The 16,209-nt window shown below is 48.3% G+C and carries 17 protein-coding genes and 1 pseudogene; 3 read left to right on the forward strand and 15 right to left on the reverse strand.

What is annotated here, in order from left to right:
- Positions 1-35: 35 nt before the first annotated feature.
- Positions 36-362 (forward strand): hypothetical protein, encoded by a 327-nt coding sequence (locus F8561_RS16710; protein WP_023327699.1) that lies wholly within the window; start codon positions 36-38, stop codon positions 360-362.
- On the opposite strand, the gene F8561_RS16715 is transcribed toward F8561_RS16710, so the two are convergent.
- Positions 337-1,143: a DUF4225 domain-containing protein gene (locus tag F8561_RS16715; RefSeq protein WP_023327700.1), complete on the reverse strand. Its 807-nt coding sequence runs from the start codon at positions 1,141-1,143 to the stop codon at positions 337-339. The genes F8561_RS16710 and F8561_RS16715 overlap by 26 nt on opposite strands.
- A gap of 950 nt (positions 1,144-2,093) precedes the next feature.
- On the reverse strand, positions 2,094-3,107 hold the full coding sequence (repA, locus tag F8561_RS16725) for a plasmid replication initiator RepA (protein WP_023327701.1): 1,014 nt from the start codon (positions 3,105-3,107) through the stop codon (positions 2,094-2,096).
- Between the two features lie 652 nt (positions 3,108-3,759).
- Between repA and F8561_RS16735 the strand changes: the two genes are divergently transcribed.
- Positions 3,760-4,026, forward strand: coding sequence for a DUF1778 domain-containing protein (locus F8561_RS16735; RefSeq protein ID WP_007869691.1), 267 nt, complete (start codon positions 3,760-3,762; stop codon positions 4,024-4,026).
- Entirely contained in the window at positions 4,014-4,499 is a 486-nt protein-coding gene (locus F8561_RS16740; RefSeq protein ID WP_013087269.1) for a GNAT family N-acetyltransferase, read from the forward strand. The genes F8561_RS16735 and F8561_RS16740 overlap by 13 nt, the downstream gene beginning before the upstream one ends.
- Before the next feature lie 197 nt (positions 4,500-4,696).
- Here the strand turns inward: F8561_RS16740 and F8561_RS16745 are convergent, their stop codons facing one another.
- From F8561_RS16745 to terC, 13 genes and pseudogenes are all read right to left on the reverse strand, one after another.
- Positions 4,697-5,308, reverse strand: coding sequence for a hypothetical protein (locus tag F8561_RS16745; protein WP_223998213.1), 612 nt, complete (start codon positions 5,306-5,308; stop codon positions 4,697-4,699).
- A 12-nt stretch (positions 5,309-5,320) separates the two neighbouring features.
- A complete protein-coding gene (locus F8561_RS16750; RefSeq protein ID WP_023327703.1) occupies positions 5,321-5,731 on the reverse strand; it encodes a hypothetical protein in 411 nt (136 codons plus the stop codon).
- Between the two features lie 202 nt (positions 5,732-5,933).
- Positions 5,934-7,203: pseudogene (locus tag F8561_RS16755) on the reverse strand (type II toxin-antitoxin system HipA family toxin).
- 4 nt (positions 7,204-7,207) lie between these two features.
- Positions 7,208-7,501 (reverse strand): helix-turn-helix transcriptional regulator, encoded by a 294-nt coding sequence (locus tag F8561_RS16760; protein ID WP_032636197.1) that lies wholly within the window; start codon positions 7,499-7,501, stop codon positions 7,208-7,210.
- A 400-nt stretch (positions 7,502-7,901) separates the two neighbouring features.
- On the reverse strand, positions 7,902-9,290 hold the full coding sequence (locus tag F8561_RS16765) for a hypothetical protein (protein WP_023327706.1): 1,389 nt from the start codon (positions 9,288-9,290) through the stop codon (positions 7,902-7,904).
- 4 nt (positions 9,291-9,294) lie between these two features.
- Positions 9,295-9,792: a hypothetical protein gene (locus F8561_RS16770; RefSeq protein WP_023327707.1), complete on the reverse strand. Its 498-nt coding sequence runs from the start codon at positions 9,790-9,792 to the stop codon at positions 9,295-9,297.
- 186 nt (positions 9,793-9,978) lie between these two features.
- Entirely contained in the window at positions 9,979-10,635 is a 657-nt protein-coding gene (locus F8561_RS16775) for a trypsin-like serine protease (RefSeq protein ID WP_023327708.1), read from the reverse strand.
- Between the two features lie 341 nt (positions 10,636-10,976).
- A complete protein-coding gene (locus tag F8561_RS16780; protein ID WP_223998217.1) occupies positions 10,977-11,492 on the reverse strand; it encodes a type II toxin-antitoxin system RelB/DinJ family antitoxin in 516 nt (171 codons plus the stop codon).
- Positions 11,493-11,668: 176 nt separating this feature from the next.
- Positions 11,669-12,124 (reverse strand): hypothetical protein, encoded by a 456-nt coding sequence (locus F8561_RS16785; RefSeq protein WP_033147098.1) that lies wholly within the window; start codon positions 12,122-12,124, stop codon positions 11,669-11,671.
- Positions 12,125-12,211: 87 nt separating this feature from the next.
- Complete coding sequence (locus tag F8561_RS16790) at positions 12,212-13,453, reverse strand: vWA domain-containing protein (protein WP_008786868.1); 1,242 nt, start codon at positions 13,451-13,453, stop codon at positions 12,212-12,214.
- Positions 13,454-13,880: 427 nt separating this feature from the next.
- Positions 13,881-14,456, reverse strand: a complete 576-nt coding sequence (locus F8561_RS16800) for a TerD family protein (protein WP_020996162.1) — start codon at positions 14,454-14,456, stop codon at positions 13,881-13,883.
- 68 nt (positions 14,457-14,524) lie between these two features.
- Positions 14,525-15,103: a tellurium resistance membrane protein TerD gene (gene terD, locus F8561_RS16805; protein ID WP_000116680.1), complete on the reverse strand. Its 579-nt coding sequence runs from the start codon at positions 15,101-15,103 to the stop codon at positions 14,525-14,527.
- Positions 15,104-15,151: 48 nt separating this feature from the next.
- Positions 15,152-16,192 carry a tellurium resistance membrane protein TerC gene (gene terC, locus F8561_RS16810; RefSeq protein ID WP_000255079.1) on the reverse strand — a complete coding sequence of 347 codons (1,041 nt, stop codon included), beginning with the start codon at positions 16,190-16,192 and terminating at the stop codon, positions 15,152-15,154.
- Positions 16,193-16,209 lie beyond the last annotated feature (17 nt).

The following is a 16,209-nucleotide window of genomic DNA, read 5'->3' on the forward strand; positions in this document are numbered from 1 at the left end:
CATGTTAAACTTCCCGCAGGGAAAAGGAGAGAAGCATGAACCATGAAAGTGATCTGACGAACCACGGCTTCAGTGAAGAGGACATTGTCCGGCTGCAGGCCAGTTCAGCTAAAACGGGTACGGAGATGGATACCCTCCTGAACGATCTGGCAAACCGTTTTAAGGCCCTGATATGGGTGCTGTCAGTCATGTTACTGATTTTTGTGGTCACACTTTTGGCGGGCTCGAGGATGCATGCCATTTCCTTTGGCGTGGCTATTCTTGTTCTTGGCACTCTGTTTACGATTACCATGCCTTTGAAGCTGGCCTATAAATCATGGCATTACCGCCGGAATCTCATTTCCCAGCGTCATCAGAAGTGATCAGATCGAAAACAACCTTAGCCTTTACCCCCCATCCCACAATTTTCATTGTCAGTTTGCCCCGGGACATGGTGTCGATTTTCCGGTAAAAATCGGTGCTGATATAGTTAAACAGACGCCATGTCCCAGGTCTGGCCATTAATCCATAGACACTGTAGATATTGCCTGCAAGCGCGATCCCGTTGTATATCCCTAACCCTGTTGATCGTTCAAATCCCATGAATTTAGCGATGTTCATGGCACCATCACCAAACATACCCTGCGTGTCAGGTTCATTCAGGAACTGACGACCAACTTCACGGGTTATCGTGTTGGCCGAGTCGACAATCAGAATAGCCCCGGCAAGAACGCCTACGGGGGTCATTGAGGAAGTCAGCACGAAGCCAAATACGCCCTGCATACCTGCCAGCACCACTTTAATTCCTGAGATGACATAACCGACCATCCGGTCTTCATCCCTGACGTATTTGATCTGGGCATATAGTTTCGCATAACCGGTCTGGAGCTGCCGGCTCTGCTCAAGCAGACTGCTGTTTTCTGCCTGCAGGTTACGCAGGCAGGTCATGCACTCTTCGTCAGACTTTGCCCGCCGGGCACGCTCAAATTCGCCATTAATGACAGATTTAATTTCATCGATGAATTTGAGACGCGTCAATCCATCCCCCAGATGTCGGGCGCCAACAATATTAGCGGTATTGACGAGTTTGCGGGCCTCCAGATTAATCATGGTTTCTGCCCAGAGTCGTGCCTGGCTTTTGTTTCCCGGAAGAATTATATCCATTTTACTCATCCTGATTGAAAATCACCCGTTAAAGCTTATCGCGCTCCCGGATTTAGGCAACCCTGCTTTAAAGGGTAAAATAATAGTCTGATGCTGTCAGTAAACCTTCGCCCATGATGGCCAGCCTGTGTAGTCCAGGGTTCATGGAACATGTATGCCGCGAAGCGGCATGGAGACGCCAGCCGGAGCTGAACCGGGTGATTCTGGTGAGGGGCGTCGTAACCGGCATCAGCCGTTACGGATTGATAGGTTCTGCCAATCCCATCCCTTTCCCTGCAAAGCTATACCCGCTTAAAGCTTTCCGATTGCTAATGTGCGCGGTCGGAGTGAGTCCGTCAAGGCCGATGGCCGCTGACGGGCTGTATCTCCGCGTTAGCGCCGTCAGGCGCTTACGAGCGTGTATGAAGTGATTACCGTGACTTAACTACAGCTACTCTTGATACTAGTTACAACATCCCTCTTAAAGCGAGGGTGTTCCGGCCCTTTGGGCCGGGGCGGCGTCGGTTTAGCAGGGGTCAGGTATGTATGCGGTGCCTGGTTCTGGCGAGAACGAGGCCCGGCGCTTGCGACGGGAGGTACTTTTGATTTCCTTCTGAGCGCGCGGCCGTGAGGCCGCTGCATGCGAAGGCATTTTACGTTATCCACAGAGTGGCCCAAGACAAAGATCCACTCTGGAATGTAATGAACAGAGAGATAAAAAAGGTGAAGTAAGACTGTTTTGCGGAATGTCTTTTATTCATTTCCGGGTTACTTCACTTATTCGTTTGCGGATTTCTGTGTAAAAAAAAGAGACTGTGGCCATTGCGGGCCATAACGACCGGCAGAACGTCATGATGACCGGAAGAAGAAAGGAGTGAAGGATGAAAAATGAGCAGAATGGCCGAAAAAAACCAGCACGAAAAGCCCCGGTGAGGGGCCCGTAAACAAGAAGACTGTTGTGTCGTCTGTGACTAGTCCGGGGGAGAAAGCGCCAGATCCAGCTGGTAAAGATGCTGGATGGCCAGAGCCTTCAGGCGCTCAGATGTGCACCAGTACGCTTCGTCAGGCGGGAGGGTGCGGTAAATCCATTCAGACATTGCATGGAGTCGTTCATCTGCCGGCAGCTTAATCAGATTGTTGGCACGTTTACGCTCCGCGCCTTTTTTGCGGCGGTAAACGAGTGCCTCCCGACGCTTACGGCCAGACCAGCATTTCCGCGCAGAGTGGGCCTGAACATCATCATGTTCGCTCATCACTCCTTCCCGGATCAGCTGCTCACGCTCGGCGCTCTGACGGAGCTTCTTCTCCTGCTCTTTAAACAGCTTGTCCATATCGACGCCCAGCATCTGGAATCCCACGGGGGTTATATAGACATACGTTGGCAACCAGGTGCGGGATTCACGATCCCAGGCGCGTTCTTCTGCGAGGCCCAGAACGCCAAACCGTACCTGTTCCTCAATAAGCCGTGAAAGGCGTGACACCGTCACCTCCGTTTCAGGAATGACATTGCCTTTTGCGTCCTTTGCACTGAGTTCTTTTGCAAGACGGGAGATACACATGCCGACGGTATGCTTGCCGGCATCACAGAAGCTGATGAGCACTGGCCAGAGCGCATCGAGCAGGCGCTGACGTTCCGGACGGAAGCCATATTTACGTCCCGCCTTACGGCGGCCGGCGACATAGAGAGGGTGACGAGAAACATACATGCGCAGGCTGACCTGCCCGGTTTCTTTGTCTTTTTTCACCAGGCGATTGTAGGCATGACCGAGCTGTCCGGAGAGCTTTTTATAATGCTCCGGGCGATACCAGGCCGGGTTCTCACATTTGGCTTTTGTGGAATGCTCACCGCGTTTGCGGCGGGTCAGTTTTTTGACCGGTGCAATGAGGAAATTACCCTGAGTGCCGGCATCGACATCCTGGCAGAAACGGGTTAGCTCATCTTTCGGTAGATCTGACCAGTGAACAGAAATCTGATTGTCATTCACGGCGGCCTGTTCTTATGGCGGCCGGGTGTTGTGTTATGTGGTGCATGCGTTATAATCCTTCACAGGCCACGCGCCTGCTTTTGGACCCCCTGATATCTGTGTCTTCCGCCAAGATGATGACAGATGTCGGGGGGTTTGTGCATTCAGGCTCCGGGAAATCCCGTTACCTGCTCCTGAACGTTTTACTGGACACGTCCTGTCCCTGTCTGTTTCCGGAAGTCCGCATTTCTTCCGTAAAACCATCTTTTGCCACCCGCCTGCCTCACCACAAAGCAGTCAAACCGTCAGTTTGAGTTAGGACACAAAAGTAATCTGAATCAACAATCTGTCCCACCACAAGACGATCGCTGACGATCCGAATACTACCTTCTCATCAGTAACTTTTCCAGATGTTAGACCAGATAACAATCCATAGTTTTCATGCTAATTGTCCGGATGAGACTGCTAGCAAGCATCGCACGCAGTAAATTCAGGGCGTTGGGTTTGATTTGGTAGGCCAGAGCAAGGAAAATAATTTAGAGGAAGAGCTTTACCTAATAGTTGCAAGTTGACTCTTTCGTATCTTCACTGCACTTAAAAAACCGTATAGCTTTTGCTATACAGAATCCATATGATATGCTTGTAAAGCAATCGCTATACAAGGAGCGCACTCATGAAATCAGATGTTCAGCTCAACCTTAGAGCTAAAGAATCTCAAAGAGCACTTATTGATGCTGCAGCAGAGATTCTCCATAAATCACGCACGGACTTCATCCTGGAAATGGCATGTCAGGCTGCGGAGAATGTGATCCTCGATCGTCGCGTATTTAATTTTAACGATGAGCAGTATGCAGAGTTTATCGATATGCTCGATGCACCGGTTTCGGATGAGGCGGCTATTGATAAACTTCTGGCAAGGAAACCTCAGTGGGACGTGTAACAGCACCAGAACCATTATCCAGCTCCCATCAACTAGCAGAGTTCGTCAGTGGTGAGGCAGTACTTGATGACTGGCTTAAACAGAGGGGATTAAAAAACCAAGCTCTTGGTGCAGCACGAACGTTCGTCGTTTGTAAAAGAGACACTAAACAGGTTGTCGGTTTTTACTCTCTGGCCACCGGCAGCGTTAACCACGTGGAAGCAATGGGAAGCCTCAGGCGCAATATGCCAGATCCAATTCCCGTAATCATACTTGCTCGCCTGGCAGTTGATGTTTCATACCGTGGCCAAGGGCTCGGGGCCGATTTACTGCATGATGCAGTTCTGCGCTGTTACCGTGTAGCTGAGAATATTGGAGTCCGTGCGATTATGGTTCATGCACTGACTGAAGAAGCCAAAAACTTTTATCTTCACCATGGCTTTAAGGCATCACAAACTCAGGAACGGACATTGTTTTTAAAGTTACCACAGTGAGGTTTGAGGAAGAAAGGGGCTTGTTCGATATTTAAGATATTGATTTATAATGATTTTACCATTGAATTTAACATAATCTTTGTTATGCGCACTAAGATTAATTAAGAACAAATCCAGCCGTTTCGGGCCCAGCCTTGTTCTGCTCATTCAGCGAATTATGCCCATAGATTCTATGCCATCAACGTTCATAACTGTCGTTACAGTCTTGCGTGTTCTCTACGGCAGTCACCTGCACATCCTGAAAGCGCAACCCATCCACACCGGAAACAACCGGTTATCGCACAACGGCCCGAGAAATTCTCGATGAGCAGAACTTTGAATTTACCCTGTGCCACGCCACTACGTTGCGTCACTACACGCTCGCAGTGCTCACCCATGATATCTACGTCAGGTTTACGCATCGGCTCGCTGATGGCCATCTCAGCTTGTTTAAGGCTGGAACGTGGATAGGCCAGGTTATATGCTGCGCCTGTGGTCATTTGCTCGATAACCGCAGGCGCATATCCTTCGGCTTCGAGCTTACGATATGCAGCCCGGTAGTCTCGTTGGGTTTTTAGCGGGTAAAGGTTTCCGCCTTTACCATCGAAAGCGATAAACCAGAAATCGTCCGTGCCAGTTTTCAGATTTCTGCAACGTTTCAGATACCATCCGCTTTCTCTCGCCCAGATGGTACGGTTATTTCCGGCATTCGTTTTGTCATAACCGTTCTCGTCAAGCCAGCTGTCAAAGCTGGTCAGTCCCAGATTCTGAACCTCCAGAGAAGGCACTCGAATGACTTGCAAGGTATGGCGGGGTCTTGGCTCTCTCATCTTGATCTCTTTCTAGCGCTGGTCTGGGAAATACGGATATTGCGGGCCATATTCATAGTCATGTTGGCCTGGCTCAACTTCCCAGAACGGACGGCCGCTAATTGTCTTTGGACCGCGCTCGTTTACGATGTCTTCTACATCCTGGATATTAAATGGCATCGTTGACAGTAACAGCTGATCTTCGGGTGTCAGCGTCACAGTTGTACCGTCAATACGGCTGTAAAGATCGGCAAACTGTTTACCTGCACCGTGTAACCGGTGCTCCGCTACGCTTCTGATTGCGTGTAAGTCCAGCTCCGCCGCTTCCATGCGATCCACGTACAGTTTCATTTCTTTACGTAATGCACCCAGTTCACGAACTTTAATAAATCCGTAGACGTATCCACCCAGGGCGATAACTGCAATCATTGCTAAAATTGCCATTTTTTTCTCTCACGTGATTGCGGCCGTCGCAATGTGAAGTCTGGGAATTCGCTGGATGTTAAGTACGTTTTCATCCCCAGACCGACGGATGCTAAGGCGCGATCCCAACACTCCATTTGTAAGTATCAGGCCCATCTTCTCCGCTGGTGGCATCAGCTACAATCTGTGCATACGTTCTCCAGCAAGTTCTCAATTGCGGCTGTTATTTCTCAGCCAGGCGCCTGCATTGCTGCCTCATTCCATCAAAAATACTTTCGACAAGCTGCTGGTGGAACTGGTACGGAAGAAGCCCGCTAACACGTTCAATGACTCCCGGGGTTCTGGCGATGATTTCCTCTATCATCGCCTCCGTCTGCTGTTTACTCAGGCCGGTTATCTCACCATGCCTGATCCAGTGGCGTCGTTGTATTCGATATATCTGGTAATAGTTGCTACTGCCACGTACGGCCATCGCCAGTTTGCACTTCTGCAAGGATATCTGATTGTTCCCTTGACCGATCACCGGCCATGCCGACAACACATCATAGAGTGGTGTAAGGTGATAACGTCCCTGTGGCCCAACAGAAATACTGAAATTTTTAGCGTGGCCATCTGTTGCGGCCATCATCCAGAAAATTATCTGCGTCATAAAAAACTGCGCTTTGTCATGCTCTGCGCGGTCTGAATTACTCAGTACTTCCATAATTTCCGATATACCTGGCCCGCCGTCCGCCTGATATTTTCGTAATGGCGAAACGCCCAGGGCCTGACACATATCCTCCTGGGGTAAACGAATGATCCATTGTCCGTCTCCTGACCATTTTCGGTCAAAACGTTCTACCACCAGCGCTTTCTGATCTTCAAAGTGAGCAATCTGCGTTCTTGCCACGGGGAGCCCGTACTGTTCGAGAAGTACCGAGCAGAGCCATTCATTTTCAACCGACGAGCTCATGTCGGCTTTCATGTTCCCCACAAGTCCGAGCGGTAGCTTGAATATATGCGTCGTTGGTGTATTACCCTCCGGCATGCACCACCGATCTTCATGCCACAGTAGGGCTGTTTTCTCCTGAGCACCGGCAATAGATAAACGTAAGTCGTCGTTATCTTCTGGCCTGCCCGGTAGCAATGTCTCCGTGGTATTACGCAAAGTTGCCGCAATTTCTGATTCAGTAAGAGGGTGACACTTCACGGAATATAAATCTGTGGGTTCGTCTCCGTCATGAAGCAGCTGTATCGCGCCCACGCAGTCTTTTCCCAGCTCCGTCAGCAGATCAAAAGGCTCCAGGCTATCGGCCTTGTAACGCATTGCCAGACGTCTGCGTATGCCTTCGCTGTCCGGGAGTAAAAGGAAGGGACAATGACAGCGGCCTTCCCTGTTCGTCTGCACTCCAGTCAGGAAGGTATTGTAAGCTGTCTACCCCTTTACTTTTTTCCCAGTATCCGACTTTGATTCCGTTCATCCAGATTGCCAGGCGCTGCTGTTTCCGGCTCATATCGTTACCATTTCTCCTGTCGTGCAGGTGAGTTTGATTTAAGCATTTCTTCCGTCTGCTTCCTCTCTGAAGAGGTGGTTGTCGAGGAGAAGCTGATTTTTACGCCCAGGATGGAAAACACCTTGAATAGCCGTTCAATGCTCGCACTGGCAGGGTTGGCTTCCAGACGTGAGTATGTCTGTTGAGTGACCCCTAACCTTTCGGACAGGTCTTTTTGCGTCAGGCCATTCGCCTTGCGAAAACCAATGAGCAAGGGACGCAACTGGTTGAGCGTGTTTAACGGGTAATCATTATTGATCATAAGCTGGCCTCGGCAGTTCCTCTGATACACCTTGCAGGCTGTTTTCTAAACATACACCCTAAAAGCTGTAATATCAAATTAACAGCCTAAAAGCTGTTAAATATGAAATACAACCTTTAGGCTGTTACTAAGTAACAGCATAGATCTTTATGACGTTTGATATGAGAGAACTTTCGATTATAAGCCGTTACGCTCGTACAGCATCCGGGAAGAGAGCTGACAGGTCAGGATCATCAGTTAACGAGAACCGGAGTATCTTATGGCCCCTGTTGTGAGCTGTATAAGAGCTGTGACCTTCCATTTGCCTCCAGGAGGAGGCAAACAGAGTATTAAAAGCAAAGGCAGACATTTTTAGCAGCTGGTGGGCTATGGGGTTCCAGAGGTGCTCCGGTGAATGTTACTTGACTGGCAAGCTTCCTGCTCTGATGGTCAATGCCTCGATGCTGTCTATATTGTTCTGAAGCTCTTCCAGTTCCGCCTTTTCAATACCGGCCCAAAGCTTTAAGTGTCGCTGATAAAGGGACCACTTGAGTGAGTGAAAACCATTCCAGGCCAACCCCATCCAGGAGGCATAATTCGCATTGAGAATAGTGCCGGTGATATACATTTTACCTGCGTTAACAGCACTGGAAGTTCCATAACCCAGGGCAAGCATCATCCGGAAGCGTGGATTTAGCCGCAACGGCATGGTATCCAGTAAGGTCTCCCCAAAAGCTCCTTTTCCCAGCGATACCTGTTTCGCCACAAAGAAAACCCGCATCAAAACTTCCATTATGGTCATCGGAATACTTGTCACGATAAACTGACGAAAGTCATACCCGTTGACATACATGTACTCTATTTGTTTGCCGAAGTTAGAACTCCCCACAGGGATCCCCTCAAGCATACGAAGTAGCCCCATAAAAGGAGCCGGTAAACCCATGCCACGGTTTCCTTTTGCTGAGGGGGCATTAACATCCGATGCCAGGTGTCCAAACATTCTGGCGATGAGCCTGAAAATATTGGTTTCGTCTGTAACGCCTTTACTGGAAGGATAAACCACGATCTGTCCATTCTGAACCACCGTACAGGTCCCGTTCAGCATATCCTTTATGCCGAAAATAATGCCCAGTATGGGGTCGTGTGACAAAGCTCTTAAGCGGTGATTTGTGGGAGACAAAACGCCAACGGCTGCACCCACTAAATCGCTGCTGATCGAACTGTCTGGTGCCCCTATAGGAAACAAATCTGAGAGTTTTGTACTCAGGTCCTCCGGCAAAATGGCATTGAAGGCTTTCTGGACCTGTTTATTGAAAATACCATCCACTTCTGCCGTAAAGCTCACCGTAGGTTTTGGCGGGGCTCTGACGCAAAGTAAATCCAGCATGGATGCTATGAGCCCGCATCCGCAGGCAATAGCATAATCCCAGGCGTCGAGTGCGTAGCGATCATTAAATTCTTTAATATGATTCTGGATCCGGGCATCTACAACAGCCAGGTCATCCGTGGAGAGTATTGTGGCCAGTCCAATATCACCGTATACACGCTGGTTAGCCTCTCTATAGATGGTTTTAAGGCCTGTTTGAAGCATGGCAGCATCTGAGGGGGTCATTTCTCGCAGATGATGTTCTTTAAGCGCCAGATGCTCCGCTTCATCAAGTTCAGTGCCGCTGATTAGCCCGGTCAACTGTGCCTTAAGGCTCTCTATATCACTGTTAATTGTCTCGTGAGCGTTCGCGATATCCTGACCACGGAGCTGAATATAACGGATGGCTCTGAGCTCATCATCATAAGGAGACTGACTCATGTGTTTACCTCGCTGCGCCCAGTCCCCCTTTGGGGGCTTTTTTATTAAGCATATCGATGTGCGCCTTTATGACAGCAATTTCTGCCTTAAAGTACTCAGCGTTCGACATTAACTTTTCCTGAACATCGTAGAGCTTTTTAATGGCCAGAGTAAGGGCGACTTTCAGCTTCCCATTTTTCCTGTGTTTCACTATCGCGTATCCGCCAATCCCTAACACTGCTACAGGCGCAGCCAGGATTCCAATTCCTGCCACCATGCCACCGCCTACGATAGATCCTGCTGTTGCGAGCCCGGAGGTTATGCCTGCTGCTGACACTCCCGTTGTACCAAGCGTATAGAGAGCACCGAAGGAAGCCGCAGCGCCGACGCCTGACCCCGCCAATGCTGCTGCGCCCTCAGTAATACCCGGGAACTTATTTTCAAGCGCCTGCAGAGCACTTGTAACTTCATCCATTGCCTTCTTGCGAATTTTTTCCAGCTCTTCAGTTTCGGTAGCGTCCATTACAGGCCTCTTATTCTTAACTTGCTGTGTTATGGGTGAAAAAGTGCACCATAAAAGTGATGAAGAAATCATGACTTACTATTGGGGCACTTTCCAGTTCACGGTTGTCAGTTTTAATGCTGTTGCTGTTAGTAAGGGCAGACCTGAAATAACTGCCGTGCCGTTGCCCCTTTGGAACTGGCTTTCCTAAAAATCTGTTGCGGACTGAACAGACATGTGCGGATTTATATCTGGACTGGTTCCAGACATAATTCCAATCAGGCTTCCAATGACAAAATGCTGGTCACCCTCGGAGACGACATAGGGTCCACCTGAGCATCCTTCGGTGTTGTAATGTGCGATTACAAAGCGAGTTGTGTGATGATGGGGAGAATGATTTGAGCAATTTAAAGGCCAAATGCCTAAAAATTCACCAGGGAATGTCGAAATTGTTTTCTCATTCATTGGATATCCGACACCCAATGTATCCATGCCAGCTGCGGGAGCTAGGACCTTAAAGTAACTACTTACAGGCTGTTGTATTCCAGCTGGTAATACGATTTCTGCACTGTCAACAAACGGAATGCCGTCTTTAAAGTCTGCCCTATCATTAGCCTCATTGAGAATGAAATCGACTAGAACAGGCTCTTCGTTCAGCAGTCCTTGATGGTTAAGAAATTTGATGTAAAGTTTTTGGGTATTGCTAAGGGGATAGTTTTTTCCAAGAGCATTGGTAACAACATGGGCTGCGGTGAGAATCTTTTGCTGCTGACCATTATCGAAACCAAACGCAGTTGCTTCGATATGGCTACTAAAATGAGGATCATTACTTACATAGATTTTACAGACGTAGTTTTCAAACATTATTTCCTCCTTTTGCCGGTACCTAATCAGTTACACGACTGCATGTTATAAACAACTAAACTCTCTTCCTGATATTTGAGTTTGTATGTTTTGCCAGGCACCAGCTCACCTCTGAAACACGGTTAGTCTCCTCCATGACATGGTTATGGCGATGGTCAGAAACTGTTATCGACGAAAGACTGGAATTCCTTTAATGGCATTATCCATTTCAAGCCGTATGTACTGAACGGGAGCGTATATTTTTATGATTCCAGATCTGAATCCTGAAACATTCCCCGTACCTGAACATTGAGGGCATACAGCGTTTCTTACTTTTTTCATCCTGCTACCTCATCTTTTTTTTAAAAGCTTTCCTTAAGCCTGTTTTCGAAATCGAAAACAGAAGATTCGAATTCTTTTTTTTCTGGATGAGAAATTTTTACTTGCTCATATCCGTATCCAAAATTACTGAAATCGACAATTACCGTCAAAATTTTATTAAGCGCATTTAAAACCTGAGCTGCTTTTGTTCTGCTTTCAAGGAAATTCAGCTGCTCTTTAGCACTGCTATAATAGCTGTCAAGTCTGCGATAATATTTCTGAATTATTTTGCCATCAATAATATCTGATTTATTAATCCATACCTGTAAGTTTAAGACAATGGCAAGGGCTTCGGATAAAATATCGTTGAACGTCTTTAAAAGATCATCCTGAGTTTTGAAACTCATGAGTGCAGTAAAGGGAAGCTTTTTGTTTTCAGCGATGTACTGATAGAACGCAGTGATCGCCTGTGTCTGACTGACATCGAGGTTTTTTAAAACCTCATCAGCAGTCATTTTGATTGCATCGTCAATCCGAACGTTTATCGTTGCCATCATCTCAGTTCCTGTTGGGAGAAGATATTAATGTAAAGCGTTTTTGCATTACACGCAACCAGTAATGCAAAAATGCATTACATCAGGCGGATTAGTTTTTTCTGGTCAAAATACACGATGTGATTTTTCTTTAGCCGAGATCCATCCGATCCCCACGCAACCGGTAAAGGTTCGCAGGTTTAATCAAGATAGGTTTCGTATCTCCCTAAGGGTGGGATGGATAAACTCATAATGGCATCTGTGTTTACAATGAACGTATCCGAATAAAACTCATCCAATTTAGTAAAGTTTATTTTCTTGCAAAAGCCTAATAAATATGGATTTTTTACGTCTTCAATTACAACATCGCCCCAGGGATTCGCTTCACAGCAAAGCTTCAGAAAAGACTTAAACCATCCCTTGTTTTGTATTTCTTCCGGAAGCTGTACCACATGTATGGCCAGACAATCTCCCTGGTAACGATTAGTACTTTGTCTAAGCCCTACAACAATCCCCTTTTCTTGAATCTGTACACCTGCCTGATGCTCTTTCATGTCGGGCGTATAGTGCCTTGCTCTGTTTAACCAAGCCACCAGCTGCTGAGCCGTAGTTGGTGATTCTTCAGCTATCCATTTCAGGTACTTGATGCGGTCCATATGCTCCTCCCTGTACGATTTCCAATGAAAGGCTCTACAGTATTAAGCTGCTGTAGAGCTCATTCAACCATGCTCAAACGGTGCGTATTAAAGGATGCCTAACCTTTTTGTTTCATCGATCCACGGTCTGAATTCTTCCAGTAGATTATCATATAACTTTTCATCGCTAATCGAACCGAAATCATCCATGGCAAAGAAGTGGGTGTTATCAACCCGGCGGTCAGTAAAGTCATCCAGATTTTTGAGGATACCGTAGCTTGAACCACCCAGGCCGACAAACTTCCAGAAGATGGGGTAGTTGGCAGAACGCCGGATTGCATCTTTAATCGCCCGGGTCTTGCTGATCCCGCCATCGGTAATAAATACTACATATACTGGGATTTTCGAGTCCTTAAAATAGTCGACTATTTCTTCCATCACAGGAGGCTCGTTGTTTGTCCCTCCAAGGCCCGGCAGGTTCTCCCAGGCTGAACGCTTTCCAGACCCGCGAATGGACTGAATATATGTGTCCAGGTTGTCCAGTGTGACGTTTGGATACTTCTTATGCTTCTCTCCAAATCCCCAGACATCCATTTCACCGTCGTCGTCGAACTGGGCGGCAAGAACGGCGATGCGGTCCAGCACAGACTGAACGTTACCCTTACTGAACTGGCCACTCATCGAGCCGGATGCGTCAAGTACAAATGCAACCGCTGCCTCAAGGGTGTCCAGTTTATTTTTAGTGAGACTGACCGAGGCTTTTTTAGCGAGGCTTACAAGGCGCGGAGATCTGGTTTCCAGTTTCTTTTCCAGACTGATACGAGCTGGCTTTGCTGGCTGCGGAGCTGGCTGTGCGACATCAACGCCATAGCTAATGGCCAGAGGCTCAAGTCCACCGTTGAAACCCTGCCCGAGCGCACGAAGCTTCCAGGCGCCATTGTGCCGATATACTTCACCCAGGATGATTGCTTTCTCACTGCGGCCCTGAGTCTCAGCCTGAAAGTCAGCGATACCAGGAGCCTGAATGCTCAATAAACTGAGCCCACTGATGGTATCTTCACCATCAATGACAACGGTGATCGCAATTTTACTGACGTTCGCTGGAACACGATCCAGTGCTATATCAATGCTGGACTGCTGCGAACCGGTAACGAGCTTGACTGCCCCCTCAGGAGAAGACAAATTATTATAAAAGATAAAGTCAGAATCGCCACTGACCTTTCCCTGAGCATTAAGCAAGAACAGGCAGGTATCGGGTTCGCCTTTAAAGCCGGATTTGGCAGGGTACTGAAGATTCAGCCTGATAGCAGATTGCTGAAGGGGTATGTTTTGTCCGGATTGTAGATTCATATTAACTCTCCTGATTTTTGATTATTTTTAAAGCGCAGCGTTTATATATGTTCCCCAGGCTTAGTTCAGGACGCTGGATATTCGGTGAGGCGTAAATATGGTGTGACACCATATTTCATCACGCTGAAGTTTCTATACCTGTTGAATTTGAATTTTCATTGCCCGGGTATCTTATGTTCCAGATCCCGTTCCTTCATAAATCGCAAAAGTAACATATATCCGAGGGGCATGCTGTTGATATAAGGCACGGAATACTGGCTTAACCAGCAACCATAGATAAACCCGGGTCCTGCAAAAAGGTTCACGCCAGAATTAACATTACTCTGCTTTCTGAAAACGCCCGGCCCCCTTTCTCAGATTCAACAGCTGATAGCGGATCGTTACCCAAAAAAAACCCCGGCATTGCCGGGGTCAGACTCAGCGTCTTTTAGACATTGACGCCGTGCTGGGAAGCAAGCGCTGACAGGCCACCGGCAAAACCCTGGCCGACAGCTTTAAACTTCCACTCAGCGCCATGGCGATACAGTTCACCGAAGACCATTGCGGTTTCAGTTGAGGCGTCTTCAGACAGATCGAAACGGGCAATTTCCGTGCCGTTGTCGTTGTTGTAAACGCGCATGAAGCTGTTGCTCACCATGCCGAAGTTTTGTTTACGCGCTTCTGCATCATAGATGGTAACGGCAAACACCAGTTTTTTGATGTCTGCTGAGACTTTGGTCAGATCAATTTTGACCTGCTCATCGTCGCCGTCGCCTTCACCAGTACGGTTGTCGCCCTGGTGCTCTACTGCGCCATCAGGGCTGGTTTTATTATTGAAGAAAATGAAATGGGCATCTGACAGCACTTTACCGTCTTCACCTACTGCGAATACGGAAGCGTCAAGGTCAAAACCCTGACCATCGGTTACACGGGCATCCCAGCCCAGACCAACCATAGCGACATTCATGGTTGGTGCTTCTTTGGTCAGAGATACGTTGCCGCCTTTTACGAGAGAAACTGCCATTTTTAGCTCCTGCAAACAGTTGAATGAGGCTGAATTAACAGCCCCGGATATGAAAAGTTACTTTTCGATCAGGAGGCGTTAATGCCGTACTGAGCACATACAGATGCCAGACCACCTGCATAACCCTGGCCTACTGCGCGGAATTTCCACTCACCATTGTGGCGATACAGCTCGCCAAACAGCATGGCGGTTTCAGTGGACGCATCTTCGGTCAGATCGTAGCGAGCGACTTCAGTCTGGTTATCGTCATTAACCAGACGAATAAACGCACCGGATACCTGACCAAAGCTCTGGCGACGAGCCTGAGCATCGTGGATGGTCACAACGAAGATGATCTTGTCAACTTCAGACGGGACGGCGTCCAGTTTAATTTTCAGCGATTCATCATCACCATCGCCCTCACCGGTGCGGTTATCGCCGGTGTGTGTTACGGAACCGTCGGATGACGTCAGGTTGTTATAGAAGATGAAATCTGAATCGCCGCGCACTTTGCCGTTTGAGGCCAGCAGGAATGCTGAAGCATCCAGGTCAAAGTCCTGACCGTCTGTTGAACGCGCATCCCAGCCAAGGCCCACCAGGACGTTTTTCATTGACGGAGCTGCTTTACTCAGGGAGACGTTCCCGCCTTTGGAAAGAGAAACACTCATAAAATAACCTCTTCGATTAGTAATTGTTCAGGTTAACACTTAAGGGGATTAACTCCCCTTTTCCTCAGATTCAGGTTTGCCCGGGAACATGACGCTTGCGAGAATGCCCAGCGCCAGTACACCCAGTACAACATACAGGCTGGTTGTTGCCGCAATGCTGTAACCATGATGCCAGATGTGATCGGTCGCATTCAGGCCGAGTTTTGCCGCGATGAAGAACAGCAGCACGATAACGGCCTTCTCCAGATGAACCAGGTACTGTTTCAGTGCCTCAAGGACAAAATACAGAGTACGCAGGCCCAGGATAGCAAACATCATGGCACTATAGACGATAAGCGGTTCACGACTGACGGCAATGATTGCCGGTACCGAGTCAAACGCGAACATTACGTCCGAGAGTTCAACCACAGCCACACACAGGAACAGCGGGGTCGCATATAGCGCCGCTTTTTTACCACGGCCAATGGTGACATCGCTGTTTTCTGGTTTCGCCAGTTCGGCATCCACTTCCTTCTGGTTAAGCAGGAAGGCATGCCCTCTGAGCTTCGGCCAGATAGGGAAGAAGCGTTTAACCATGCGGTAAGCCAGATGCTGGGAGTAATCCTCAATTTCATCATCGTCATCACCGCTTTTAAGCATCATGACCGCCGTCCAGGCAACGATAATAGCGAAGACAACTTCAACGTACGGCCCCAGACTCAGCAGGCTCGTACCGATGGCGACAAAGATGCCCCTGAAGACAATGGCACCAATGATCCCCCAGTAGAGAACACGGTGGCGATAACGATCCGGAACGGCGAACCAGGAGAAGATGGCCATCATGACGAACAGGTTGTCGACCGACAGCACTTTCTCCAGCGCATAACCCGTGACAAACAGACTAGCAACCTCAGCACCGTGGTGGATATAGAGGAAACCGGCAAATGCCATCGCAACCACAACCCAGAATACGGACCAGAGCGCCGCACTCTTAAGCGAGATTGGCTTGTCATCACGGTGCATAAACAGGTCAATAAAGATGGCACCGACTGAAAGCGCAATAAAAACAATGACCGTTTCAGTCGGGAAGCCGATGTGTGTGGAAACCATATTTTACCCTTAGGGAT

It is taken from the genome of Enterobacter sp. 198, from assembly GCF_009025585.1.
In the GTDB taxonomy this organism is placed as follows: Bacteria; Pseudomonadota; Gammaproteobacteria; order Enterobacterales; family Enterobacteriaceae; genus Enterobacter; species Enterobacter ludwigii.

Coding starts and splice junctions, on each gene's coding strand:
- F8561_RS16735 (WP_007869691.1), top strand. CDS start 3,760: ATGAAATCAGATGTTCAGCTCAACCTTAGAGCTAAAGAATCTCAAAGA.
- F8561_RS16710 (WP_023327699.1), top strand. CDS start 36: ATGAACCATGAAAGTGATCTGACGAACCACGGCTTCAGTGAAGAGGAC.
- F8561_RS16750 (WP_023327703.1), bottom strand. CDS start 5,731: ATGGCAATTTTAGCAATGATTGCAGTTATCGCCCTGGGTGGATACGTC.
- F8561_RS16770 (WP_023327707.1), bottom strand. CDS start 9,792: ATGGACGCTACCGAAACTGAAGAGCTGGAAAAAATTCGCAAGAAGGCA.
- F8561_RS16790 (WP_008786868.1), bottom strand. CDS start 13,453: ATGAATCTACAATCCGGACAAAACATACCCCTTCAGCAATCTGCTATC.
- F8561_RS16800 (WP_020996162.1), bottom strand. CDS start 14,456: ATGGCAGTTTCTCTCGTAAAAGGCGGCAACGTATCTCTGACCAAAGAA.
- terD (WP_000116680.1), bottom strand. CDS start 15,103: ATGAGTGTTTCTCTTTCCAAAGGCGGGAACGTCTCCCTGAGTAAAGCA.
- terC (WP_000255079.1), bottom strand. CDS start 16,192: ATGGTTTCCACACACATCGGCTTCCCGACTGAAACGGTCATTGTTTTT.
- F8561_RS16765 (WP_023327706.1), bottom strand. CDS start 9,290: ATGAGTCAGTCTCCTTATGATGATGAGCTCAGAGCCATCCGTTATATT.
- F8561_RS16785 (WP_033147098.1), bottom strand. CDS start 12,124: ATGGACCGCATCAAGTACCTGAAATGGATAGCTGAAGAATCACCAACT.
- F8561_RS16745 (WP_223998213.1), bottom strand. CDS start 5,308: ATGAGAGAGCCAAGACCCCGCCATACCTTGCAAGTCATTCGAGTGCCT.
- F8561_RS16715 (WP_023327700.1), bottom strand. CDS start 1,143: ATGGATATAATTCTTCCGGGAAACAAAAGCCAGGCACGACTCTGGGCA.
- F8561_RS16780 (WP_223998217.1), bottom strand. CDS start 11,492: ATGATGGCAACGATAAACGTTCGGATTGACGATGCAATCAAAATGACT.
- F8561_RS16775 (WP_023327708.1), bottom strand. CDS start 10,635: ATGTTTGAAAACTACGTCTGTAAAATCTATGTAAGTAATGATCCTCAT.